Raw genomic sequence first — 21,349 nt, forward strand, 5'->3', positions numbered from 1 at the left:
TCTTGGCGCACACTCAAAGCCAGTTCACGCAAGAAATCACCACCGCGCTTGTGCGTTGCCGCGCCCATGTCCATATAGGGTGGAGTGAATTTGGAGGCGATATGGCAGAGAGCGAATTTCCCGGCTGGCATGGCACGACGATTATCGGCGTGCGTAAAGGTGGCAAAGTTGTTGTTGCGGGTGACGGGCAGGTCAGTTTGGGCCAAACCGTAATCAAAGGCACGGCGCGGAAAGTGCGGCGGTTGTCGCCCGGCGGATTTGATGTTGTTGCTGGATTTGCAGGGTCGACTGCGGATGCGTTCACTCTGCTAGAGCGGCTGGAAGCCAAACTGGAAGCCACGCCTGGCCAACTGGCCCGTGCCTCGGTTGAGCTGGCAAAGGACTGGCGCACCGACAAGTATCTGCAAAAGCTCGAAGCAATGCTAATCGTCACAGACGGCAAAGATTTATTCGTGATCACAGGCGCAGGCGACGTGCTGGAGCCTGAACATGACGTGGCTGCAATCGGCTCGGGTGGCAACTTCGCGCTTGCTGCCGCGCGTGGCTTGATGGACAGCGATTTGGACGCAGAAGGCGTGGCCCGCAAAGCCATGGCAATTGCTGCCGATATTTGTGTCTATACCAACGGAAACCTAACGGTTGAGGAGATCAGCCAATGACTGATTTGACCCCGCGCGAGATCGTATCCGAGCTTGACCGCTTTATCATCGGCCAAAGCGACGCCAAGCGTGCCGTTGCGGTGGCGCTGCGCAATCGCTGGCGTCGAAAGCAGCTGGCGGATGACCTGCGTGACGAAGTTTACCCAAAGAATATCCTAATGATCGGACCCACCGGCGTCGGCAAAACCGAGATCAGCCGCCGATTGGCGAAACTTGCCCGCGCGCCATTTCTGAAAGTCGAAGCCACCAAATTCACCGAGGTCGGCTATGTTGGTCGTGACGTCGAGCAGATCGTGCGTGATCTGGTGGATGCTGCCATCATCCAAACCCGCGAGCATATGCGCGAAGACGTGAAGGCGCGCGCGGAAGAAGCTGCCGAAGACCGAGTGATCGAAGCCATCGCAGGCACCGACGCCCGTGATGCCACGCGCGAGATGTTCCGCAAGAAGCTGCGCACCGGCCAGTTGGACGATCACGAGATCGAACTGGAAATCGCTGACACCTCGAACCCGATGCAGATGCTGGATGTACCCGGACAACCGGGGCAGGGCATGGGAATGCTGAACTTGGGTGACATGTTCGGCAAGGCGTTTGGCCAGCGCACTGTGACGAAAAAGATGACCGTTCGTGACAGCTATGACGTGCTGATTTCCGACGAGGCCGACAAGCTGCTAGATGACGAAACAGTCACTAAATCAGCGCTAGAAGCGGTTGAGCAGAATGGCATCGTCTTTCTGGATGAGATCGACAAGGTCTGCGCCCGCACCGAAAACCGGGGGGGCGATGTCAGCCGCGAAGGCGTTCAACGCGATCTGCTGCCGCTGATCGAAGGCACTACGGTTTCGACCAAGCATGGCGCGGTAAAGACGGATCATATCCTGTTCATCGCGTCGGGCGCGTTCCACGTGGCCAAGCCGTCGGACCTGCTGCCAGAACTTCAGGGTCGCCTACCGATCCGTGTCGAGCTCCGCGCCCTGACCGAAGAGGATTTCGTCCGCATCCTGACCGAAACCGATAACGCGCTGACCCGCCAGTACACCGCCCTGATGAGAACTGAAAATGTAACGGTCAGCTTCACCGACAACGGTATTACGGCCTTGGCCAAGATCGCCGCCGAAGTAAACCAAAGCGTTGAAAACATAGGCGCGCGGCGGCTTTATACCGTGTTAGAACGTGTGTTCGAAGAACTCAGCTTTTCGGCTCCGGACCGCGGTGGTGAAGAAGTGGTTGTGGACCAAGCGTTCGTGGACAAGCATCTGGGTGCGCTTATGACCTCGACCGACGTCAGCCGTTACGTGCTTTGATGGGCTAGGCACAGGCGGCCTCCTCGGCTATCCAGTGGATGTGTCGAAGGAGGCTGCTCTGTGAGATTTCTAGTTTTTTCAGTTGTTATGGTTCTGGCCGCCTGCGCCCCGCGTGGCACAATAACCTATCTGCCCGGTGCCGGGCAGGTCGGTACGCTTCAAAAAATCTTTGTCACCTCTACCCGCGATCAAGACGAAACGGGTGCGCCAACGCGAAATCGTGGTGGTGAACTTCTTTTTGGTCAGGTGGGTGTTTCAATTCCAAAGACCCGCGAACCCGGCGAGATCAACTGGCCCGGACGCGCGACACCCGATCCGGCACAACACTTCCTTGTCGACAACTATGAACAGTTTGCGGATCAGCGCTCATTCCAGAACGCCCTGTCGCGCGAAGTGCGTTCGCGGCGCGGAGAGGGGCGTACTGCGGCCGTTTTCGTGCACGGTTTCAACAACCGCTTTTCCGAGGGGCTTTATCGGTTTGCGCAGTTAAATGAAGATTTAGACCTTCCGTTCCTGCCGGTTCATTATTCATGGCCCAGCGCAGGGCACCCATTGGGATATGGGTATGATCGCGACTCGATGCTTTATGCGCGAGATGGGCTTGAGGTCACTTTGCGTGCAGTCTCGAATTCTGGTGTGGACGAGATTCTTCTGGTTGGCCACTCGATGGGTGCGCTTTTGTCGATGGAGGCTTTGCGCCAAATGGCCATTGCGGACGGGCAAAAAGGGCTAAGCAAGATCGGTGGTGTTGTTCTGATCTCGCCCGATATTGATTTGGATTTGTTCCGACAGCAGGCGAAACGCATTGGGAAACTGCCGCAGCCATTTTATATTTTCACATCATCGCGTGATCGAGCTTTGAAGCTGTCAGCCAACCTGACCGGCCAAACAACACGACTTGGCAATAATACAGACGTCAAAGAACTTGCCGAGCTTGATGTTACGCTTGTGGATCTGTCTGCCTTCAGTGATGGACAGGCGGATCACAGTGTCGCTTTTGCCTCGCCTGCGTTTTTGCGTTTGATCAACAGTATTCCGAACCTGTCCACGGCAATCAGTGACAGCCCAACGGTTCAGCCGGGCCTGCTGCCAGGCACGGTTTTGGTTGTTCAGAATGCCACGCGCTTGGTTATTCCGAACAGTGTTCCTTAACGCTGTCTTCGCAAATAGACATAGTACGCGCCCTGTCCGCCGTGCTTCAAATGTGCCTCGGTGATCTGCAAAACATGTTGACGAAGGGGGGCCGTGTTCAACCAATGTGGTACCTGATGGCGCAGAACGCCGTGGCGCACAGGGATAGGACCGCCGTCGTCCTTGTGTTTTCCCTTGCCAGTGATCACCAGAACAAGGCGGCGCTCGGCATCAACAGAGTTCAGAATAAACCGTGTCAGCATCGGATGAGCCTGCGCGATGGTCATACCGTGCAGGTCGATCCGCGCCTCGGGTGACAGGCGACCCTTCTTCATCTTGCCAAATGTCTTACGGTCCATTGCCACGGGATTCGAGGCGATGTGATCCCGCATTGAAGGCGCTAAATCATGCGGGTTTCCCGGCTTCTTCGCATTTTCACCCACGCGGAATCTGGGATGGTTCACCTTAACCGGTTTTGATGGCGGTCGAATGGGTTCAGGCGGAATAGTCTCTGTTTTTCCGGTTGAGGGCTTCAAGGGGCGCAGCCTTATGGTGCTTTCCGCCACCTTCTGCCACAGCGCCTTATCGTCATCGCTTAGCCGCTTGGGTCGCTTCGCCATGTCACTGATCCTCGGGCAGCAGCGCATAAGCGCGTTGGATCGGCAGCAGCACATACATGCGCCCGTCATCTTTGATCTGGCCGGCAAGTTTTCCGGCCTGATCCCCAGTGCCCCAGAAAATATCCGCCCGCTGCGCGCCTTTGACTCGCGATCCCGTGTCCTGCGCGACCATCAAACGACGAAACGGCTCGGCCCCGTCTTTTTCCAACCAAACTGGGGCGCCCAGCGGGGTGTATTTTGGATCGACTGCCAGCGACCGATGCGCGGTGATCGAGCGATTCATCGCCCCAAGCGGGCCTTTGCTTGCCGACACCGCGCCGATCTTGCGAAAGAAAACATAGGATGGGTTCGACATCAGCAGATCATGCCCAGCTTCCGGGTTGCGCCGCACCCAGTTCTTGATCACAGCCTGCGAGACTTGGTGCTCGTTATAAACCCCGCGCCGGACAAGCTCTTTTCCTAATGACTTGAAACTGTGACCGTTGGAACCACCATAGCCCAAACGAATGCTGCCCCCATCCGGCAGACGTATACGGCCCGAGCCTTGAATCTGCAGAAACTGAAGATCAACGGGATCCGAGACCCACGCGATCTCGAGCCCGCGCCCCTTCATAACCTCGCCTTCTTCAATACTACGCCGAGGCAGCCAAGCTTGGCCGTTTACCTCGGGTGGTTTTGCATAAACAGGATAACGATAGACCGGGGTCTCGTACCGCGAACCTTTCAGCTCGGGCTCGTAATAGGCGGTGAACAGGGGGGCGTTTCCGTCTTCGATCAGAAGGGCACGGAAAAAGAGTTCGAAAAATTCTTTGCCGTCGTCTTGGGTCTGTGCCAGCGCACAGATTGAACGCCACTGAGGTTCGTCCAGATCCCGGCATGTATCTAGAAAAACACGCAGCGCGTCTTGATGGTTGTCATCTTCCCAACCATCAAGCTCTTCAAACGGGACAAGGGTTATGCGCGCGTCTTCCAAACCCGCATGGGCAGGCATGGCCAAAAGGGCCAGCGAAGCTGCCAGCCCCCGAAACATCAGCCACCCGTGGCGACAAGTTGCCAGTTCGGGTTGTCAGACCCCATGACACGAGCAAACGTCCAAACATCTTTCTGACGCTTCACTTCGTTGGGGTTGCCCTCGATGATATCGCCACCCTTGTCGCGCACGACCGAGGTTAGCTCGCCCACGAATTTCACGGTGATTTCACCCTCGCGGGTCGCGGTATCAAACACAGCTTCTTCCAGCTTCAGCTCGCGCACACCTACAAAATTGGCTTCAACCGACAGGCCTTGCATTTCCCGGGCCTCAACCACGCTGGCGAAGGTTTCATACACATCGTCCGACAGAAACGGCTTGATTTGGGCCATGTCACCCGCCTCGAACCCCATCAGGATCATTTCATAAGCGCCGCGCGCACCGCCCAGAAACTCGCCAACATTAAAGCTGGGTTCATTGGATTTCATCGCGGCAAGGGCCAAAGCGCTGGGGCTGCCTTCGTCGGCGTGATCCATAATGTCTTGATCTGGGCCTCCTTCGATCACTTCAAGGCTGCTGCGATCCAGCCGCCGATCATCCTGACGTGGGACAACGGGCTTCTCGAACCCTTCTCGCGTGCCAAGCACATCGCGCAGGCGCAAAATCAAAAACAGGGCAATACCGGCCAGAACAAGTAACTGGATCAAGGAAGAGCTCATGGATACCTCTTTTTATGCGCCATATGGAAACGCGTTCATCGAAGTCATATGTAGGTGCAGTACCGGGCCAAGTCCACCGGTCACTCGAAAAGGAGACCTTTTGCCATGTGGCTTTTTGCACTGTTCCTCGCCGTTCCGCTGATCGAGATCGCCTTATTCATCCAAGTGGGCGGCGCAATCGGGCTGTGGCCGACGCTTGCGATCGTCATTTTGACCGCTGTTGTCGGCACTCAGTTGATGCGAGCACAAGGGGCCTTGGCGATGTCACAACTACGGGACAGTTTCGGCAAACTGAATGACCCGACCGAGCCGCTGGCCCATGGCGCAATGATCCTATTCTCGGGCGCGCTTTTGCTGACGCCCGGCTTTTTCACCGATTTCATGGGTTTTGCCCTACTTATCCCCGGCGTTCGCAGCGCCGTATTTAAATGGGCGCGGTCGCGGGTAAAGGTTCAAACATTCTCGATGGGTGGAATGGCAGATCAAGAGGTACGCCGCGGCCCCCGCGCAGATGAAGACGTAATTGACGGGGATTTCAAAGACGTAACGCCCGAAAAGCGCCCCACACATCCCGGCGTCGAAGGCCCATCAGGTTGGACCAAGCATTAGCCCAAAACCCTTAGTTGAGGGTCCTTGTTCAACCTGATAAGCACGTCCCCAACAGATTTTCCCGAAGGAGAAGACCATGGCCGACGAAGCCACACCACAAACTCCCCCGACACCGCCCAAGATGCAGGTTCTGGGCCAGTTTATCCGCGACATGTCGTTTGAAAACATTCTGGCACAAAAAGGCGTTCAGGGCGAAGTTCAGCCCGACATCAACGTCGAAGTTGCGCTGGATGCCAAGAAGCGTCCTGCCGATCATCAGTTTGAAGTGATCACGAAATACACCATCGGTTCGAAAAACAAAGCGAACGGCGAACAGCTGTTCCTGATGGAGCTGGAATACTCGGGCATTTTCCACGTAGAGAACGTGCCGGAAGAGCAGCTGCACCCGTTCCTAATGATCGAATGCCCGCGTATGCTGTTCCCGTTCGTACGTCGCATCGTGTCTGACGTGACCCGCGACGGTGGCTTCCCGCCGCTGAACCTGGATACCGTCGATTTCCTTGCTCTGTATCGCAGCGAGATCGAACGCCGCGCGGCTGCCGAAAAAGCGGATGCTCCGGTAAGCTAAACTGAAGTTGATAAATCGGCTTCAATAAAGAAGTTACTGAAACTTCTTCCAAATCGCACCGTCGCCCAGCTTTTCCACAAAGGCATCATGGGCGGCGGTTTCTTTTTCGCTGATCCGTGACGGCAGCGGTTCAGGGCGCGGACGCGGACGCCAATCGTCATTGGCACCACTGACGCCAGACGAGGTTTGATTGCCCGCCAGCACAAGGTCGGGCTGACGGCCTCCGATCAGCTCCAGATAGACCTCGGCCAGAATTTCACTGTCCAAAAGTGCGCCGTGAAGTGTCCGGGACGAGTTATCAATCGCATAGCGACGACACAGCGCATCCAGCGACGCGGGCGAGCCGGGAAACTTGTTGCGTGCAATAGCCAACGTGTCCACCGCTCGTTCCCACGGGATTTGCGGTAGACCCATCCATTTCAGCTCGGCGTTCAGGAATTTCATATCGAAGCTGGCGTTGTGAATGACCAGCTTGGCATCTCCGATAAAGTCCAGAAACGCTTGCCCGACTTCTTTAAAAACCGGTTTGTCCTTCAAGATCACTTCACCCGGCTCGGCAGGACGCGGGCTGGCAAGAAGGTCGGGACCGATGCCGTGAACACTGAATGCTTCGTCCGGCATGCCACGTTCGGGGTGGATATATTGGTGATAAGTCTGTCCTGTCGGCATGTGGTTCATCAGCTCAAGACACCCGATTTCAACGATCCGGTCTCCGCTTTCGGGATCAAAGCCGGTGGTTTCGGTATCGAGTACAATTTCACGCATCCAACTTCCCTTTCACATGAGCAATAACTTCGTTCACAGCGGCGCGCGCACCATCCAGTGTTTCGGTCGGAATGATCACATCCGCGCGGGCGCGCTTGTCGGCGTCGGGCACTTGTTTGGTTAGAATAGTCTCGAATTGCGCTTCCGTCATGGTGCCGCGTGCAAGCACGCGTTCGCGCTGAATTTCTGCTGGCGCTGAGACGACGACTACCAGATCTACATGCTCGTGCGCACCAATTTCAAACAGAAGCGGCATGTCCAACAGGACAATTGGCGCATCCGTTTCTGTTAGAAACGTGGCGCGGTCTTGCCCAACCAAAGGGTGCACGATTTCCTCGAGCTTTTTCAATGCGTCCGCGTCTTTCGACATCCAGTCTTTCAATGCATCGCGGCTGACCGCACCTTCAATGATCGCATCCGGGCACACCGCTCGGATCGGTTCGACCGCCGCACCGCCTGCGCCATAGATCCGATGCACCGCTGCATCTGCGTTCCAGATCGGAATGCCCGCGTCATTGAACATTTTCGCGGTGGTGGATTTCCCCATACCGATCGAACCAGTCAGCCCGATGATAAACGGCCCGCTCATACGCACAAAACCGCGTGTCGCAAAGCATCATCAACGACAGGACGTGTGCCGAACCAGCGTTCGAAACCGGGAACGGCCTGGTGCAGAAGCATTCCAAGACCATCGACAACATGGCAACCGGCGGCTTCGGCTTGCTGCAGGAACTCGGTTTTCAGCGGGGTATAGACCAGATCATTCACCACTGCGCCGGGTTTCAATCCGTCCAGTGGAACCCGAAACTCGGGTTTCCCCGTCATACCAAGAGACGAGGTATTCACCACCGTCACCGCGTCATCCAGCATATTGCCCGCTTTAACCCAGTCATAAACCACGATCCGCGCGCCGAATTCCGCCCGCAAAGCATCCGCACGGGCGCGGGTTCGGTTGGACAGACGAATTTCAGGAACGCCTAATTCGATCAACGATGCCAAAACGGCTCGCGCCGCACCACCAGCGCCAAAAACGGCGGCCGGTCCGGTTTCGGGGGCCCATTCGGGCACGGATTGGCGCAGGTTTTGCGTAAATCCATAGCCATCGGTGTTGTCCGCGTGAATTTTTCCGTCTTCGCGGAATATCAAGGTATTTGCCGCCCCAATCAATGCTGCGCGGTCGGTAACGATATCAGCCAAACGCAACACGGCTTCTTTATGTGGAATTGTGACGTTCAGACCAACAAACCCAGCCTTTGGCAGCGTCCGAATAATAGTCTCGAGGTCATCACCTTCGACTCGCATCGGGATATAGTGGCCTGCCAACCCCATCGCACGCAGCCAGTGACCATGTAACCGAGGAGACAGCGAATGCTCGATCGGGTTTCCAATGACGCCCGCCAGGGGAATTCGTGTGTCGCTCATATCTTTAGATCTCCTCGTACGATCAGATATGACAGAAGCTCGGTCAGGGGCAAACCCAAGACGTTGAAATAGTCGCCATCCACTTTGGCAAACAGGCGCACGCCCTCTTCCTCTAACTTATAGGCACCAACGGAATGACGTATACTGTCCCAATTGCGATCAACATAGTCATCAATGTAACCATTTGATAATTCTCGCATTTTCATGCGAACCATACCCACATGCCGCCAGATAGGTTTGCCGTCTTCATAAAGAACGGCGGCAGAAAGCAGCCGATGCACTTTGCCGGACATGGCCGACAACTGCGCACGAGCTTGAATTTGGTCTTTGGGCTTGGACAAAACTTCACCCCCAAGCTCGGCCACCTGATCACAACCCAAGACCAGAGACCCCGGGTGTTTTTCGCTGATCTTGCGGGCTTTGAACTCGGCCAGTGCATCGGCCAGATCGCGCGGGGAAGCACCTTCGGCTTCAAGCGAGGCGCGGATCATCTCTTCGTCGATCCGGGCGGGGATGATATCGAAATCGATGTCCGCGTTGCGCAGCAAATCGGCGCGGATCTGCGAAGCGGACGCCAATATAAGAGAAGCGGTCATGTGATAACCCTGTGGAAAAACTCTGTGTAATCCTGTTCTGGAATCAGCAGATAACTCGGCCCTTGCCAGTACAGCTGGATAACTCCCATCTTTACTAAGGCGGTTTTCACAATTCTTCCACTGTTGGTTTTTGTGGATTGCACCCCGTGGACGAATCCTTAGCACGAGAATTCATCCCTGCACTTATCCCCAGATCGTAAACGAGTGTTTCTCTGTAAAACAAAGACGAAATGATTCCATCCAGTTTCCAGGTTGCCATTTGTCCACCTGTGAACAAGACACGGGATAGATCAATAATCCCCGTTATCCACAGGCCTAACAACAACAACATCTTTTCTTCTTCTTTTATTTATTTATGAAGATTGAAACGGATCTTCAGATCAGGGGCTAAGAATGGGTGAATTTCTGTCAGACGCATATTTCTGGACGAAGTCGCTACATATCATTTCCGTGATCGCATGGATGGCTGGTCTGTTCTATCTGCCGCGTCTGTTCGTCTATCATGTCGAAGTCGTGGGATCGGGCAATGAAACAGATGAGCTGTTCCAAACAATGGAGCGCCGGCTGCTGAAAGCGATCATGAACCCAGCCATGATCAGCTCGTGGATCTTTGGTCTGTGCCTAGTATCAACACCGGGCGTAGTGGATTGGTCTCTGATCTGGCCGTGGACCAAGGGGATATCAGTCCTAGCAATGACATGGTTTCACATGTGGCTGGCCGCGCGCCGTAAAGAGTTCATGGCGGGCACGAATACGCTGACTGGCCGTCGGTATCGCATGATGAACGAAGTCCCGACGCTTTTGATGATCGTCATCGTTTTCTCGGTCGTGTTTAAATACTGATTTTGTTGACTCGACGGGCTTCAGCGCTTATCTGACCCATCAAGCAGGCCGTCCGGCCATGTGTTTTTCCCATCTTGACCAAGATCGCGCATCTGCGCCGTCATGATCCATTTCCGAGCATAGATATGTCTGAAAACCGTCTGAACCTATCCGATCTTAAAGCCAAAAGCCCGAAAGAGCTGGTGAACATTGCCGAAGAGCTTGAGATCGAGAACGCCTCGACCATGCGCAAAGGGGACATCATGTTCTCGATCCTGCGCGAGCGGGCAGATGAAGAATGGATCATCGGTGGCGATGGTGTGCTGGAAGTGCTGCAAGACGGCTTTGGCTTCCTGCGGTCGCCCGAGGCAAACTATCTTCCCGGTCCCGATGACATTTATGTCTCGCCCGACATGATCCGCCAGTATTCGCTGCGCACAGGTGACACGGTAGAAGGCGTTATTTCGGCCCCAGGCGAGAACGAGAATTATTTTGCCATCACCAAGGTTGAAAAGATCAACTTCTCGGATCCTGAAGATGCCAAGCACAAGGTTGCATTCGACAACCTGACGCCGCTCTATCCGGATGAGCGCCTGAAGATGGAGATCGAAGATCCCACCATCAAAGACCGCTCGGCCCGTGTGATTGATCTGGTCGCCCCAATCGGGAAGGGTCAGCGTTCGCTGATCGTGGCCCCGCCGCGCACAGGTAAGACGGTGATCCTGCAAAACATCGCTCATTCGATCGAAAAGAACCACCCAGAGTGCTATCTGATCGTTCTTCTGATCGACGAACGCCCGGAAGAAGTGACAGACATGCAGCGGTCCGTGAAAGGCGAGGTTGTGTCCTCGACCTTCGACGAACCTGCGACCCGTCACGTGGCGGTTTCTGAAATGGTGATTGAGAAGGCAAAGCGTTTGGTTGAACACAAACGCGACGTTGTGATCTTGCTGGACTCGATCACGCGTCTGGGCCGCGCGTTCAACACAACCGTTCCGTCCTCGGGTAAGGTACTGACCGGTGGTGTGGATGCCAACGCCTTGCAACGCCCCAAACGTTTCTTTGGTGCCGCACGTAATATCGAAGAGGGCGGTTCGCTGACCATTATTGCAACAGCGTTGATTGAAACTGGTTCGCGTATGGACGAGGTGATCTTCGAGGAATTCAAAGGCACCGGTAACAGCGAAGTTGTTCTGGATCGTAAGATTGCAGACAAACGCGTGTTCCCGGCCATCGACATTTTGAAATCGGGCACACGGAAAGAAGATCTGTTGGTTGATCCAAAAGACCTGCAGAAAACCTATGTCCTGCGCCGCATTCTGAACCCGATGGGTACCACAGACGCGATTGAATTCCTGATTTCGAAGCTGAAACAGACCAAAACGAACTCGGAATTCTTCGACTCGATGAATACGTAATATTTAATTAAAACAATAGGTTAGTCCGATGGACACGATCTATGCTCTTGCCAGTGCCCGTGGGAAAGCGGGTGTTGCGGTGGTCCGGATTTCCGGGCCACATGCGTTTTCGGCTGCGCGTGTTTTGGCCAGCGACCTTCCTGCACCGCGCCGTGCTGGATTGCGCCGTCTGTTAAGCGCGGATGGCACGTTGCTGGACGAGGCTTTGGTTCTGCTGTTCGAGACTGGGTCCAGCTTTACCGGCGAAGACGTTGCTGAGCTTCAGTTACATGGGTCCACGGCCGTCGTCCGTGCTGTGTTGGCAGAATTGTCAAAGCAAGACGGATTACGACCCGCAGAACCCGGTGAGTTCACCCGACGAGCGCTGGAAAACGAATGCCTTGATCTGGCGCAGGTGGAAGGTCTTGCCGATCTTCTGGACGCCGAAACCGAAGCGCAACGCAAACAGGCCGTGGGCGTGCTCTCTGGCACTTTGGGCGATCTGGCAGGGGCATGGCGTACCGACCTGATCCGGGCGGCTGCGTTGCTTGAAGCTACCATTGATTTCGCGGATGAAGACGTACCCGTTGATGTCTCGCCCGAGGTGAACGCTCTGCTAGACAATACGTTAGACAGCCTCGAACGCGAGACAGCGGGCACCCGAATTGCTGAACGTATCCGTGAGGGATTCGAGGTCGCAATTGTCGGTCGTCCCAACGCCGGGAAGTCTACGCTGTTGAACGCTTTGGCGGGACGTGAAGCTGCGATTACCTCGGACATTGCGGGTACTACTCGCGACGTCATCGAGGTGCACATGGAGCTTGCAGGTCTTCCTGTGACGGTATTGGACACGGCCGGAGTTCGAGACACCGAAGATCAGGTTGAAGCCATTGGCGTCGCTCGTGCATTGGAACGTGCGAAGGCGGCAGATCTGCGGGTCTTTCTGTTGGAAGGGGCTGACGACCAACCCGCAATGGATCCCTTTAAGGACGATCTTGTCGTGTACGGCAAAGCCGATCTTGGTGCTTCCGGGGATTTCCTTGTTTCGGGAAAGACGGGGCAGGGCATGGATCAACTGGTGCAAAAGATCTCGTCGGTTTTGGAAAATCGCGTTCAGGGCGCCGGGATTGCCACGCGAGAGCGGCATCGTATCGCGATGGAACGCGCGCTGTTCTCTTTGGAAGATGCGCGAATCGAGGTACAACACGGCCCCGAGCGCGCTGAATTTGCCGCAGAAGAGATCAGAACGGCCATTCGTGCCCTTGATAGTCTTGTCGGTCATGTCGATGTAGAGCATCTGCTGGATGAGATCTTTTCCAGCTTCTGCCTTGGAAAATAGCGTGTGCGTAGAGAAGGAGTGTTTCACGTGAAACATCTGGATTTCGATGTGATTGTTGTTGGTGGTGGGCACGCAGGTGCCGACGCCGCCCATGCTGCCGCGCGTATGGGCGCGAATACCGCGCTGATCACATTGCGCAAAGAAGATTTGGGTGTGATGTCCTGTAACCCCGCCATTGGTGGATTGGGTAAAGGGCATTTGGTGCGCGAGATTGATGCGCTGGATGGGCTGATGGGTCGCGTTGCGGATCAGGCTGGTATCCAGTTTCGCTTGCTTAATCGTCGCAAAGGCCCTGCTGTTCAAGGGCCGCGCGCGCAAGCAGACCGAGCGATATATCGCAGATCCATGTCCGCCGAGATTCTTTCAACCGAAGGCCTGACCTTGGTCGAAGGTGAAACGACGGATCTGATCATGGATGGTAATCGTGTCAGTGGCGTTGTTCTTCAAGACGGATCGCAGCTGCATGCAGGTGCAGTAGTGCTGACTACCGGCACGTTTCTGCGTGGTATCATCCATATCGGAGATAAACAAAGCCAGGGTGGCCGGATGGGGGATCGTCCATCTGTTAAACTGGCAGAACGCATTGATTCCTTTGATCTTCCGCTTGGGCGCTTGAAAACCGGCACGCCTCCACGATTGAACGGAAAGACTATCAATTGGGATATTCTTGCATCGCAGCCAGGCGACGACGATCCAGCGATGTTCTCCTTTATGAATAAGGCGCCGATTGCGCGGCAAATTTCGTGCGGGATCACACACACGAATGTGCAAACGCATGACATCATTCGTGCTAATCTGGATCGCTCGGCGATGTATGGCGGTCACATAGACGGTGTCGGTCCGCGTTATTGCCCCTCGATTGAAGATAAGATCGTGCGTTTTGCGGATAAGGACAGTCATCAGGTGTTCCTTGAGCCCGAGGGGCTAGACGATGACACGGTGTATCCGAACGGGATTAGCACATCGCTGCCTGTTGAGGTTCAGGAAGATTACGTGCGTTCGATTGTTGGGCTTGAGCAGGTCGAGATCCTTCAGCCCGGTTATGCGATCGAATATGATTACGTCGATCCGCGCTCTTTGACTGAAACACTTACTCTGCGCGATGTACCTGGGCTTTATCTTGCAGGGCAGATCAACGGTACGACCGGATACGAAGAAGCTGCCGCGCAGGGTTTGGTCGCCGGTACCAACGCCGCGCTAGCGGTTCAGGGCAGAGATTCGGTGATCTTCTCGCGTTCGAATTCCTATATTGGTGTGATGATCGACGATCTGATTACCCGCGGCGTGACCGAGCCTTATCGCATGTTTACATCGCGTGCAGAGTTTCGCTTGTCATTGCGAGCAGACAATGCAGATCAGCGCCTGACTCCGTTGGGAATCGAGTTGGGGCTGGTAAAAGAAACGCGTAGGCAGGCGTTTGAGGTGAAGCAAGATGCGCTGGCGCGCGCAAAGGAGCAGTTGGTTCAAACAACCTATACACCACAAGATCTTGTGGATATTGATTTGAACGTGCGTAAGGATGGTACACGGCGCACTGCATACGAATTGCTGGCCTTTCCTGATATGACTTTTGAAAAGCTGATCAAGCTCGATCCAGATTTGGCGCGGATTGAAGATGAAATACAGCTTCAGGTCGCACGAGATGCGCTTTACGCGAACTACATTGATCGCCAACAGAAGGACGTCGAAGCGTTGAAGCGGGACGAGGCGCATGAGATTCCGGACGGTTTTGAGTATACTGCGCTAAGTGGCCTTTCGAATGAGCTTGCATCCAAGCTTCAGGCCGCGCGTCCACGTACCTTGGCCCATGCAAGTCGGGTCGAGGGTATGACGCCAGCCGCTCTAACACTGTTGCTGTCAAAGATTCGCCAGTTCGAACGGAAGCGCTCTGCATGAATCACGCTGAATTTCTGCGACATGTAGATGTTTCACGTGAAACATTCGATCGACTCGAGGCGTATGTCGCCTTAATGACAAAGTGGAACGCGGCGATAAATCTGGTCTCACAGAGCACGATTTCGGATATTTGGACGCGCCATATTCTTGATTCGGCCCAGATATATGATCTTGCGTCAGATAACCCCAATATGTGGTGTGATCTGGGCTCAGGCGGAGGCCTTCCGGCTTTGGTCGTAGCGATCATGGCTAAGGGCGCCGGAGCGGATCTTTTGGTGGGATGCATCGAAAGTGACCTGCGTAAGGCGACCTTTCTGCGGACCGTCGCGCGCGAGTTGGACCTGAAGCTCTCTGTCCATTCAGAACGAATCGAGAAGGCTAAGCCACAAGACGCCGATGTTCTTTCAGCACGCGCTTTGGCCCCTCTGAATGTGCTTTGTAGCTTTGCTGAGCGGCATTTAAAACCCGGGGGCGTTGCCATTTTCCCCAAGGGTGAAAACTATCGCCAGGAAATCGATGAAGCTCTTGAAAATTGGTCGTTCCAGCTTGATACATATCCCAGCAAGACCCATCCAAGCGCCGTTATTCTGAAGATTAAGGAAATCTCACGTGTCTGACCCATTCCAAGTACGCGGACCGAAGATTATTGCCATCACCAATCAAAAAGGCGGGGTTGGGAAAACCACGACGACGATCAATCTCGGGGCTGCGCTGGCTGAAGCCGGAAAAAGCGTTCTTCTGATCGATCTGGATCCGCAGGGCAATGCTTCGACCGGGCTGGGAATCTCGGCGGATGACCGTGATATGAGCACCTATGACCTGTTGCTGGAAGAAGCCTCAATACTGGAAGTGGTGAAAGAAACGCAGATCAAGAATCTTCTAATTTCGCCCGCAACGACAGACTTATCGTCAGCAGATATCGAGCTGGTATCAAACGAAAAGCGCAGTCACCTTCTGCGTGATGCACTACGAGATGTAGCGTTGGCTAAGCTTGATCTTGACTATATATTGATCGATTGCCCGCCATCTTTGAATTTGCTGACCGTGAATGCATTGGTCGCGGCGGACAGCGTTTTGATCCCGTTGCAAAGCGAGTTCTTCGCCCTGGAAGGTTTGTCGCAGCTATTGCTAACGGTGCGCGAAGTTCGGCAGGCTGCCAATTCCGACCTTCGGATTGAGGGGGTGGTGCTGACCATGTACGACGTCCGAAATAACCTGTCTCGTCAGGTCGAGGCGGACGCGCGCGAAAATCTGGGTGAACTGGTGTTCCAAACCATGATTCCGCGCAATGTGCGGGTCAGCGAAGCACCCTCTTTCGCGTTGCCAGTGTTGATGTATGATCCGACCTCTAAAGGAAGCCGGGCCTATCGCAACTTGGCGACCGAGCTGATCAAACGATAATCGGAGGCGAGGAATGAGTAAGTCACAGAAAAATCGTGGGTTGGGTCGCGGGCTGTCAGCATTGATGGCGGACGTTGCGATCGAAGAAACGCCGAAAGGTTCGACACCTGAACTGCGCCGCGCCGACATGATGGTTCCGATTGAAAAGATCCAGCCGAACCCGGAACAGCCGCGTCGAACCTTCACGCAAGAGCAGCTGGATGATTTGGCGGCTTCGATCAAGGAAAAGGGCGTTATTCAGCCTCTGATCGTACGTCCGCGCCTTGGCGTCGATGGCGAGTACGAGATTGTTGCAGGCGAGCGTCGCTGGCGCGCATCGCAGATGGCGAAACTGCATCAACTGCCTGTAATTGTTCGAGAATATAGCGATACCGAGGCCCTGGAAGTCGCGATTATCGAGAACATTCAGCGCGCAGACCTGAATGCCATTGAAGAGGCTGCGGGCTATCGCGATCTAATGGATCGGTTTGGCCATACGCAGGAAAAAGTATCGGAAGCGCTGGGTAAAAGTCGCTCGCATATCGCTAACCTACTGCGCCTTTTGAACCTGCCCGATGATGTCCAAAGTTTTGTGCGTGACGGAAAGCTGACCGCCGGCCATGCCCGAACGTTGGTTACCGCCGATAACCCCTCGGCCTTGGCGCGCGAGATTATCAGCAAGGGTCTGTCGGTACGCGCGGCCGAGAAGCTGGCGAAGGGCGCAACGCCTAGCAAGCCTAGGGCGGTCGGACAGAAGACTGAAAAAGACGCAGACACCAAAGCGCTCGAGGCGGATCTGTCTGCTGCGACTGGCATGAAGGTTCAGATTGATCACAAAGCGGGCGGAGAGGCTGGCACTGTCACCATTCGCTATCAAAACTTGGATCAACTGGACGATATTTGCGGGAAACTGTCCAGTTAATCGGGCAAAAGCTCTCTCAAAATACCATTCAGAACGGGGCGGCCATTCTTGGTCGCCCTGAGTGCTTTCTGATCGACGGAAATCAGATCCAATTCGATTAAGTCTTTGATTTTATTCATATCTAGTTGGGTGCTGAACTGGCGCTCCAGACGCCCGAGGTCGATCCCTTCCAAGGTGCGAAGGCCCATCAAAAGGTATTCTGTTACCTGTTCCGAGAGGGGAAGAGGCGCTCTCTCGCGCATGTCAGCGTCCCCCAGTGCGTTTTCCAACCATTTGCTCGGCGAGAGAGGGGTTTCTGTACCCCACCTTTTCTTTCCAATGGACAGCCGACCATGCGCGCCGGGGCCAATCCCGATCCAATCGCCGCTTCGCCAATAGATCAAGTTGTGCCGGCTTTCTTCATCAGCCCGGGCGTGGTTTGAAACTTCATAGGCGGGAAGCCCTGCCTTGGCGGTGGCGTCCTGAGTGTGGAAGAACATATCAACGGCCAGCTCTTCCTCGGGCAGGCCAGAAAGTTTTCCGGCTTCGAAGCGAGCGCCGAAGGCGGTGCCGGGTTCGATGGTTAGCTGATAGAGCGACAGATGATCGGGATCGAAGCTTAGTGCGCGGTCTAGCTCGGCTTGCCAGTCAGACAGGGTTTGATCTTGCCGGGCGTAGATCAGGTCAAAATTCACGCGGTTGAAGTGGGTGCGGGCAATATCGAGCGCGCGCAGGCCTTCGTCGACCGAGTGCATGCGTCCAAGTTTTCGCAGGTCTTCGTCGTTCAGCGCCTGAAACCCCATCGACACGCGGTTGACGCCCGCTTTGCGATAGCCCGCAAAGTTCTGCGCTTCGATGGATGTCGGGTTGGCTTCCAACGTAATTTCAATGTCATTGGCAAAGGTCCACAGGTCCGACGCCTTGTCGATGATCGCGCAGACGGTTGACGGGTCCATGAGGCTGGGTGTTCCGCCGCCGAAATAGATGGAGGATAGGGTGCGCCCGGGCGTTTCAGCCCCATAACGATCCAGCTCTTTCAAATAGGCTGCGGCCCAATCATCTTGGTTGATAGATGCCGACACATGGCTGTTGAAGTCGCAATAGGGGCATTTGGCGGCGCAGAAGGGCCAGTGGACATACAGTCCAAAGCCGCCAATCTGCCAATTCTCAAGCAAAGGCACCCCTCACCAGTTTGGCGAACGCGTCAGCGCGGTGGCTCATCTGGTGCTTCTTATCTGGATCCATTTCGCCGAAGGTGATGTCAAAGCCTTCTGGAATGAAAATCGGGTCATATCCGAACCCTAAATCACCCCGCATCGGCCATGTCAGTGAACCGTTGACCTTGCCTTCGAAAACCTCGTCATGTCCATCAGGCCACGCGAGGCACAGGGTACAGCAGAACCGAGCGGTTCGGGGCAGGGGCGCTTTCTTTTCTTCTAGAAGCGTCCAGGTTTTCTCCATCGCCATGGGAAAATCACGCCCGTTGGGCGTTTCAGCCCAATCTGCGGTGTAAACACCCGGCGCGCCGTCCAACGCGTCGACCATGATGCCGCTGTCGTCTGAAAGCGCGGGCAATCCGCTTTCTTTCGCGGCAAAGTGGGCTTTGATCCGCGCGTTTCCGATAAAGGTATCTTCGGTCTCTTCCGGTTCTTCCAGCCCAAGCGCGCCGGCAGAGGTGACGGCGATGCCAAAAGGCTCTAACAAGGCGGAAATCTCGCGTAATTTGCCTGCATTGTGGGTCGCAACCACCAATTTATCGCCGTCAAACTTGCGCATTATGCCGTCGCCTGAAGCTGCGCTTCAACCAGTTCAGACACGCCTTTGTCGGCCAAATCCATTAGCTGGTTCATCTGATCGCGAGTGAAGGTCGAGCCCTCTGCCGACATCTGCACTTCGATCAGTTTCGGGCCACACATGACGAAATTGCCATCTACGCCCGCTTCGCTGTCTTCTGGATAATCCAGATCAAGAACAGGCTGACCTGCATAAATACCACAAGACACGGCGGCCACCGGATCCATCAGTGGGTCAGTGGTAATATCGCCGGATTTCAGCAGTTTGTTAACCGCCAAACGCAGCGCAACCCAGCCACCAGTGATCGAGGCGCAGCGGGTGCCGCCATCAGCCTGGATGACATCGCAGTCGACGGTGATCTGACGTTCGCCTAAGGCAACCAGATCGATGCCGGCGCGCAGCGAGCGCCCGATCAGGCGTTGAATTTCAACGGTACGACCGCCCTGTTTGCCTGAAGCCGCCTCGCGACGCATCCGCGACCCGGTCGAACGAGGCAGCATTCCGTATTCTGCCGTTACCCAACCCTTGCCGGTGTTGCGCAAAAACGGGGGAACGCGCGCCTCAAGTGACGCAGTGCACAGCACGTGGGTATCGCCCACACGGATCATGCACGATCCTTCAGCGTGTTTTGTTACCCCGGTTTCGATTGAAATCGGGCGCATTTGATCTAAATCTCGACCAGAGGGACGCATGGCTTCTTCCTTTGTTTCCGCTTTGAAAGCGTGATAGCCATGGGTCCAGCAAAAAGGCAAGGCTAAGCTGATGGCAGATGGTCCTGAACTGATGGAAGATATGAACGATCGCTCGCGCGAGGTCTTCCGCTGCATCGTTGAAAGCTATCTGGAAACGGGCGCTCCGGTGGGTTCGCGCAGCTTGACGCGCAGCCTGACGGAAAATGTTAGCGCGGCAACCATTCGCAACGTGATGCAGGATCTTGAGTATATGGGGTTGTTAGACAGCCCGCATATTTCGGCCGGACGTATCCCGACCGAGCTTGGCCTGCGTATGTTTGTGGATGGATTGCTTGAGGTCTCGGATCTGACAACGGACGACCGCCAGAAAATCGACGCCACAGTTGGTGCGGAAAGCAATATCAATTCCATGATGGATCGGGTGGGTGCGGCCTTGTCGGGCATCACCGCTGGCGCAAGCCTTGTCCTGACGCCGAAGCACGAAGCGCCAATCAAACATATTGAGTTCGTGTCTCTTGGCCCTGATCGCGCGCTTGCCGTGTTGGTTTTTGCAGATGGCCATGTTGAAAACCGCGTGTTCGAGCCCCCCGTGGGTCAAACCCCAAGCTCGATGCGTGAAGCGGCGAATTTCCTGAATGCTTTGGCCGAGGGGCGTACGATTTCGGAACTTCAGCGCATTGTCGCGTTAGAAGTCGCCAATCGTCGGCAGGAACTTGATACGCTCGCGCAGGCGCTGATCGAAAGCGGTGCTGCGATTTGGGAAAATGAAGGCCAGCCATATGAACGTTTGATCGTACGCGGGCGATCGAATCTATTGACCGAGGAAGGACCCGAGGTTGATCTGGAGCGCATTCGAACCCTGTTTGACGACCTTGAGCGCAAGCGCGACATCGCCGAATTCCTTGATCTGGCCGATCAGGGCGAGGGTGTACGCATTTTTATTGGCTCCGAGAACAAACTTTTCTCACTTTCGGGTTCCTCTTTGGTGGTTTCCCCTTATATGAACGCTGATCGAAAGATCATTGGTGCTGTGGGCGTGATTGGCCCGACGCGGCTGAACTATGGGCGGATTGTTCCGATTGTGGATTACACCGCGCAATTGATTGGCAAGATGATCTCGGATCGAGGATAAAGGCCGAGGATAGAGGCAAAGAACATGACGGACGCGAAAACCGAACGCGCAGAAGATCTGGAACCCGGCATCGACGAGTTGATGACCGAAGAAGTGACCGTTGAGGACGAAATAAGCCTTGAAGACGAGCTGATCGCCGCACGTGCAGAACGTGACGAGATGAAAGATCGCTTCATGCGCGCGTTGGCGGACGCCGAGAACGCTCGTAAGCGTGGCGAACGTGACCGTCGCGAGGCCGAGAATTATGGTGGCTCCAAGCTGGCCCGCGATATGCTGCCGGTTTACGACAACATGAAGCGTGCGCTTGAGGCATCGACTGAAGCTGGTGAAGCGGACAAGGCTCTGCTGGAAGGTGTTCAACTGACTATGCGCGCACTGTTGGGTATTTTCGACAAACACGGCATTCGCCTGCTGTCGCCAGAAGTCGGCGACGAGTTCGATCCAGAAATTCACGAAGCTATGTTCGAAGCGCCGGTCCCCGGCACCAAAGCTGGCGACATCATTCAGGTGATGGGCGAAGGCTTCATGCTGCATGACCGCCTGTTGCGCCCAGCACAGGTTGGCGTATCATCGACGCCGAAATAACGCTCTAACACAGCGGAAAATGCTTAGAACGCCCTCGGAACCCCGGGG

General features: G+C 55.2%; 24 protein-coding genes. 14 read left to right on the forward strand and 10 right to left on the reverse strand.

Annotation, left to right across the window (positions count from 1 at the left end):
* The first annotated feature begins 101 nt into the window (after positions 1-101).
* From hslV to ACXAH3_RS07985, 3 genes are read left to right on the forward strand one after another with little or no spacing between them, the layout of a single operon-like run.
* Positions 102-659 carry an ATP-dependent protease subunit HslV gene (gene hslV, locus ACXAH3_RS07975; protein ID WP_474861543.1) on the forward strand — a complete coding sequence of 186 codons (558 nt, stop codon included), beginning with the start codon at positions 102-104 and terminating at the stop codon, positions 657-659.
* Positions 656-1,963: an ATP-dependent protease ATPase subunit HslU gene (gene hslU / locus ACXAH3_RS07980; protein WP_474861544.1), complete on the forward strand. Its 1,308-nt coding sequence runs from the start codon at positions 656-658 to the stop codon at positions 1,961-1,963. Before hslV ends, hslU begins: the two co-directional genes overlap by 4 nt.
* A 60-nt stretch (positions 1,964-2,023) precedes the next feature.
* Positions 2,024-3,115 (forward strand): alpha/beta hydrolase, encoded by a 1,092-nt coding sequence (locus ACXAH3_RS07985; protein ID WP_474861545.1) that lies wholly within the window; start codon positions 2,024-2,026, stop codon positions 3,113-3,115.
* On the opposite strand, the gene ACXAH3_RS07990 is transcribed toward ACXAH3_RS07985, so the two are convergent.
* The 3 genes from ACXAH3_RS07990 to ACXAH3_RS08000 are packed head-to-tail and all read right to left on the reverse strand — an operon-like array spanning position 3,112 to position 5,403.
* The gene (locus ACXAH3_RS07990; protein WP_474861546.1) at positions 3,112-3,714 is read right to left on the reverse strand and encodes a Smr/MutS family protein; all 603 of its coding nucleotides are present in this window, start codon (positions 3,712-3,714) and stop codon (positions 3,112-3,114) included. The two genes, ACXAH3_RS07985 and ACXAH3_RS07990, sit on opposite strands and share 4 nt — an antisense overlap.
* Position 3,715: 1 nt before the next feature.
* A complete protein-coding gene (mltA, locus tag ACXAH3_RS07995; RefSeq protein WP_474861547.1) occupies positions 3,716-4,744 on the reverse strand; it encodes a murein transglycosylase A in 1,029 nt (342 codons plus the stop codon).
* On the reverse strand, positions 4,744-5,403 hold the full coding sequence (locus tag ACXAH3_RS08000) for a Tim44/TimA family putative adaptor protein (RefSeq protein WP_474861548.1): 660 nt from the start codon (positions 5,401-5,403) through the stop codon (positions 4,744-4,746). The genes mltA and ACXAH3_RS08000 overlap by 1 nt, the downstream gene beginning before the upstream one ends.
* 105 nt (positions 5,404-5,508) lie before the next feature.
* Here ACXAH3_RS08000 and ACXAH3_RS08005 point away from each other — a divergent pair, with 105 nt between their 5' ends.
* Together ACXAH3_RS08005 and secB are read left to right on the forward strand one after the other, a co-directional pair.
* A complete protein-coding gene (locus tag ACXAH3_RS08005; protein WP_474861549.1) occupies positions 5,509-6,012 on the forward strand; it encodes an FxsA family protein in 504 nt (167 codons plus the stop codon).
* Between the two features lie 76 nt (positions 6,013-6,088).
* The gene (gene secB / locus ACXAH3_RS08010) at positions 6,089-6,580 is read left to right on the forward strand and encodes a protein-export chaperone SecB (protein WP_474861550.1); all 492 of its coding nucleotides are present in this window, start codon (positions 6,089-6,091) and stop codon (positions 6,578-6,580) included.
* Between the two features lie 33 nt (positions 6,581-6,613).
* Here the strand turns inward: secB and dnaQ are convergent, their stop codons facing one another.
* Genes dnaQ through ACXAH3_RS08030 form a run of 4 tightly spaced genes read right to left on the reverse strand, consistent with a single transcriptional unit; the run spans position 6,614 to position 9,363 of the window.
* A complete protein-coding gene (gene dnaQ, locus ACXAH3_RS08015; protein ID WP_474861551.1) occupies positions 6,614-7,345 on the reverse strand; it encodes a DNA polymerase III subunit epsilon in 732 nt (243 codons plus the stop codon).
* Positions 7,338-7,934 carry a dephospho-CoA kinase gene (coaE, locus tag ACXAH3_RS08020; RefSeq protein ID WP_474861552.1) on the reverse strand — a complete coding sequence of 199 codons (597 nt, stop codon included), beginning with the start codon at positions 7,932-7,934 and terminating at the stop codon, positions 7,338-7,340. Before coaE ends, dnaQ begins: the two co-directional genes overlap by 8 nt.
* The gene (locus ACXAH3_RS08025; RefSeq protein WP_474861553.1) at positions 7,931-8,767 is read right to left on the reverse strand and encodes a shikimate dehydrogenase; all 837 of its coding nucleotides are present in this window, start codon (positions 8,765-8,767) and stop codon (positions 7,931-7,933) included. The genes coaE and ACXAH3_RS08025 overlap by 4 nt, the downstream gene beginning before the upstream one ends.
* On the reverse strand, positions 8,764-9,363 hold the full coding sequence (locus ACXAH3_RS08030) for a Maf family protein (protein ID WP_474861554.1): 600 nt from the start codon (positions 9,361-9,363) through the stop codon (positions 8,764-8,766). The genes ACXAH3_RS08025 and ACXAH3_RS08030 overlap by 4 nt, the downstream gene beginning before the upstream one ends.
* Before the next feature lie 393 nt (positions 9,364-9,756).
* Between ACXAH3_RS08030 and ACXAH3_RS08035 the strand changes: the two genes are divergently transcribed.
* The 7 genes from ACXAH3_RS08035 (at position 9,757) to ACXAH3_RS08065 (ending at position 17,119) form a co-directional block, all read left to right on the forward strand.
* Positions 9,757-10,206, forward strand: a complete 450-nt coding sequence (locus ACXAH3_RS08035; RefSeq protein WP_474861555.1) for a CopD family protein — start codon at positions 9,757-9,759, stop codon at positions 10,204-10,206.
* Between the two features lie 125 nt (positions 10,207-10,331).
* Positions 10,332-11,603 (forward strand): transcription termination factor Rho, encoded by a 1,272-nt coding sequence (gene rho, locus ACXAH3_RS08040; protein ID WP_474861556.1) that lies wholly within the window; start codon positions 10,332-10,334, stop codon positions 11,601-11,603.
* 28 nt (positions 11,604-11,631) lie between these two features.
* Positions 11,632-12,921 (forward strand): tRNA uridine-5-carboxymethylaminomethyl(34) synthesis GTPase MnmE, encoded by a 1,290-nt coding sequence (mnmE, locus tag ACXAH3_RS08045; RefSeq protein WP_474861557.1) that lies wholly within the window; start codon positions 11,632-11,634, stop codon positions 12,919-12,921.
* Positions 12,922-12,939: 18 nt separating this feature from the next.
* On the forward strand, positions 12,940-14,817 hold the full coding sequence (gene mnmG, locus ACXAH3_RS08050; protein ID WP_474861558.1) for a tRNA uridine-5-carboxymethylaminomethyl(34) synthesis enzyme MnmG: 1,878 nt from the start codon (positions 12,940-12,942) through the stop codon (positions 14,815-14,817).
* Complete coding sequence (rsmG, locus tag ACXAH3_RS08055) at positions 14,814-15,434, forward strand: 16S rRNA (guanine(527)-N(7))-methyltransferase RsmG (protein ID WP_474861559.1); 621 nt, start codon at positions 14,814-14,816, stop codon at positions 15,432-15,434. Before mnmG ends, rsmG begins: the two co-directional genes overlap by 4 nt.
* On the forward strand, positions 15,427-16,218 hold the full coding sequence (locus tag ACXAH3_RS08060) for a ParA family protein (RefSeq protein ID WP_474861560.1): 792 nt from the start codon (positions 15,427-15,429) through the stop codon (positions 16,216-16,218). The genes rsmG and ACXAH3_RS08060 overlap by 8 nt, the downstream gene beginning before the upstream one ends.
* Before the next feature lie 13 nt (positions 16,219-16,231).
* On the forward strand, positions 16,232-17,119 hold the full coding sequence (locus tag ACXAH3_RS08065; protein WP_474861561.1) for a ParB/RepB/Spo0J family partition protein: 888 nt from the start codon (positions 16,232-16,234) through the stop codon (positions 17,117-17,119).
* Here the strand turns inward: ACXAH3_RS08065 and hemW are convergent.
* Genes hemW through rph form a run of 3 tightly spaced genes read right to left on the reverse strand, consistent with a single transcriptional unit; the run spans position 17,116 to position 19,584 of the window.
* Complete coding sequence (gene hemW, locus ACXAH3_RS08070; RefSeq protein ID WP_474861562.1) at positions 17,116-18,273, reverse strand: radical SAM family heme chaperone HemW; 1,158 nt, start codon at positions 18,271-18,273, stop codon at positions 17,116-17,118. The two genes, ACXAH3_RS08065 and hemW, sit on opposite strands and share 4 nt — an antisense overlap.
* Positions 18,266-18,874, reverse strand: coding sequence for an RdgB/HAM1 family non-canonical purine NTP pyrophosphatase (rdgB, locus tag ACXAH3_RS08075; RefSeq protein ID WP_474861563.1), 609 nt, complete (start codon positions 18,872-18,874; stop codon positions 18,266-18,268). The genes hemW and rdgB overlap by 8 nt, the downstream gene beginning before the upstream one ends.
* Entirely contained in the window at positions 18,874-19,584 is a 711-nt protein-coding gene (gene rph, locus ACXAH3_RS08080) for a ribonuclease PH (protein ID WP_474861564.1), read from the reverse strand. Before rph ends, rdgB begins: the two co-directional genes overlap by 1 nt.
* A gap of 70 nt (positions 19,585-19,654) precedes the next feature.
* Here rph and hrcA point away from each other — a divergent pair, with 70 nt between their 5' ends.
* Both hrcA and ACXAH3_RS08090 read left to right on the forward strand, forming a co-directional pair.
* Positions 19,655-20,716 carry a heat-inducible transcriptional repressor HrcA gene (gene hrcA, locus ACXAH3_RS08085; protein WP_474861565.1) on the forward strand — a complete coding sequence of 354 codons (1,062 nt, stop codon included), beginning with the start codon at positions 19,655-19,657 and terminating at the stop codon, positions 20,714-20,716.
* Positions 20,717-20,797: 81 nt separating this feature from the next.
* Entirely contained in the window at positions 20,798-21,301 is a 504-nt protein-coding gene (locus ACXAH3_RS08090) for a nucleotide exchange factor GrpE (RefSeq protein ID WP_474861812.1), read from the forward strand.
* Positions 21,302-21,349: the final 48 nt, after the last annotated feature.

Source organism: Aliiroseovarius sp. ABM4_368, from assembly GCF_056161205.1.

What these genes read in the sequence shown, in the direction of transcription:
- ACXAH3_RS08005 (WP_474861549.1), top strand. Translation starts at nt 5,509, where the DNA reads ATGTGGCTTTTTGCACTGTTCCTCGCCGTTCCGCTGATCGAGATCGCC.
- coaE (WP_474861552.1), bottom strand. Translation starts at nt 7,934, where the DNA reads ATGAGCGGGCCGTTTATCATCGGGCTGACTGGTTCGATCGGTATGGGG.
- rho (WP_474861556.1), top strand. Translation starts at nt 10,332, where the DNA reads ATGTCTGAAAACCGTCTGAACCTATCCGATCTTAAAGCCAAAAGCCCG.
- rsmG (WP_474861559.1), top strand. Translation starts at nt 14,814, where the DNA reads ATGAATCACGCTGAATTTCTGCGACATGTAGATGTTTCACGTGAAACA.
- rdgB (WP_474861563.1), bottom strand. Translation starts at nt 18,874, where the DNA reads ATGCGCAAGTTTGACGGCGATAAATTGGTGGTTGCGACCCACAATGCA.
- ACXAH3_RS08000 (WP_474861548.1), bottom strand. Translation starts at nt 5,403, where the DNA reads ATGAGCTCTTCCTTGATCCAGTTACTTGTTCTGGCCGGTATTGCCCTG.
- ACXAH3_RS08030 (WP_474861554.1), bottom strand. Translation starts at nt 9,363, where the DNA reads ATGACCGCTTCTCTTATATTGGCGTCCGCTTCGCAGATCCGCGCCGAT.
- ACXAH3_RS08025 (WP_474861553.1), bottom strand. Translation starts at nt 8,767, where the DNA reads ATGAGCGACACACGAATTCCCCTGGCGGGCGTCATTGGAAACCCGATC.
- mnmE (WP_474861557.1), top strand. Translation starts at nt 11,632, where the DNA reads ATGGACACGATCTATGCTCTTGCCAGTGCCCGTGGGAAAGCGGGTGTT.
- dnaQ (WP_474861551.1), bottom strand. Translation starts at nt 7,345, where the DNA reads ATGCGTGAAATTGTACTCGATACCGAAACCACCGGCTTTGATCCCGAA.
- hrcA (WP_474861565.1), top strand. Translation starts at nt 19,655, where the DNA reads ATGGCAGATGGTCCTGAACTGATGGAAGATATGAACGATCGCTCGCGC.
- ACXAH3_RS08035 (WP_474861555.1), top strand. Translation starts at nt 9,757, where the DNA reads ATGGGTGAATTTCTGTCAGACGCATATTTCTGGACGAAGTCGCTACAT.
- hslU (WP_474861544.1), top strand. Translation starts at nt 656, where the DNA reads ATGACTGATTTGACCCCGCGCGAGATCGTATCCGAGCTTGACCGCTTT.
- ACXAH3_RS08065 (WP_474861561.1), top strand. Translation starts at nt 16,232, where the DNA reads ATGAGTAAGTCACAGAAAAATCGTGGGTTGGGTCGCGGGCTGTCAGCA.
- hslV (WP_474861543.1), top strand. Translation starts at nt 102, where the DNA reads ATGGCAGAGAGCGAATTTCCCGGCTGGCATGGCACGACGATTATCGGC.
- ACXAH3_RS08090 (WP_474861812.1), top strand. Translation starts at nt 20,798, where the DNA reads ATGACCGAAGAAGTGACCGTTGAGGACGAAATAAGCCTTGAAGACGAG.
- rph (WP_474861564.1), bottom strand. Translation starts at nt 19,584, where the DNA reads ATGCGTCCCTCTGGTCGAGATTTAGATCAAATGCGCCCGATTTCAATC.
- ACXAH3_RS07990 (WP_474861546.1), bottom strand. Translation starts at nt 3,714, where the DNA reads ATGGCGAAGCGACCCAAGCGGCTAAGCGATGACGATAAGGCGCTGTGG.
- secB (WP_474861550.1), top strand. Translation starts at nt 6,089, where the DNA reads ATGGCCGACGAAGCCACACCACAAACTCCCCCGACACCGCCCAAGATG.
- mltA (WP_474861547.1), bottom strand. Translation starts at nt 4,744, where the DNA reads ATGTTTCGGGGGCTGGCAGCTTCGCTGGCCCTTTTGGCCATGCCTGCC.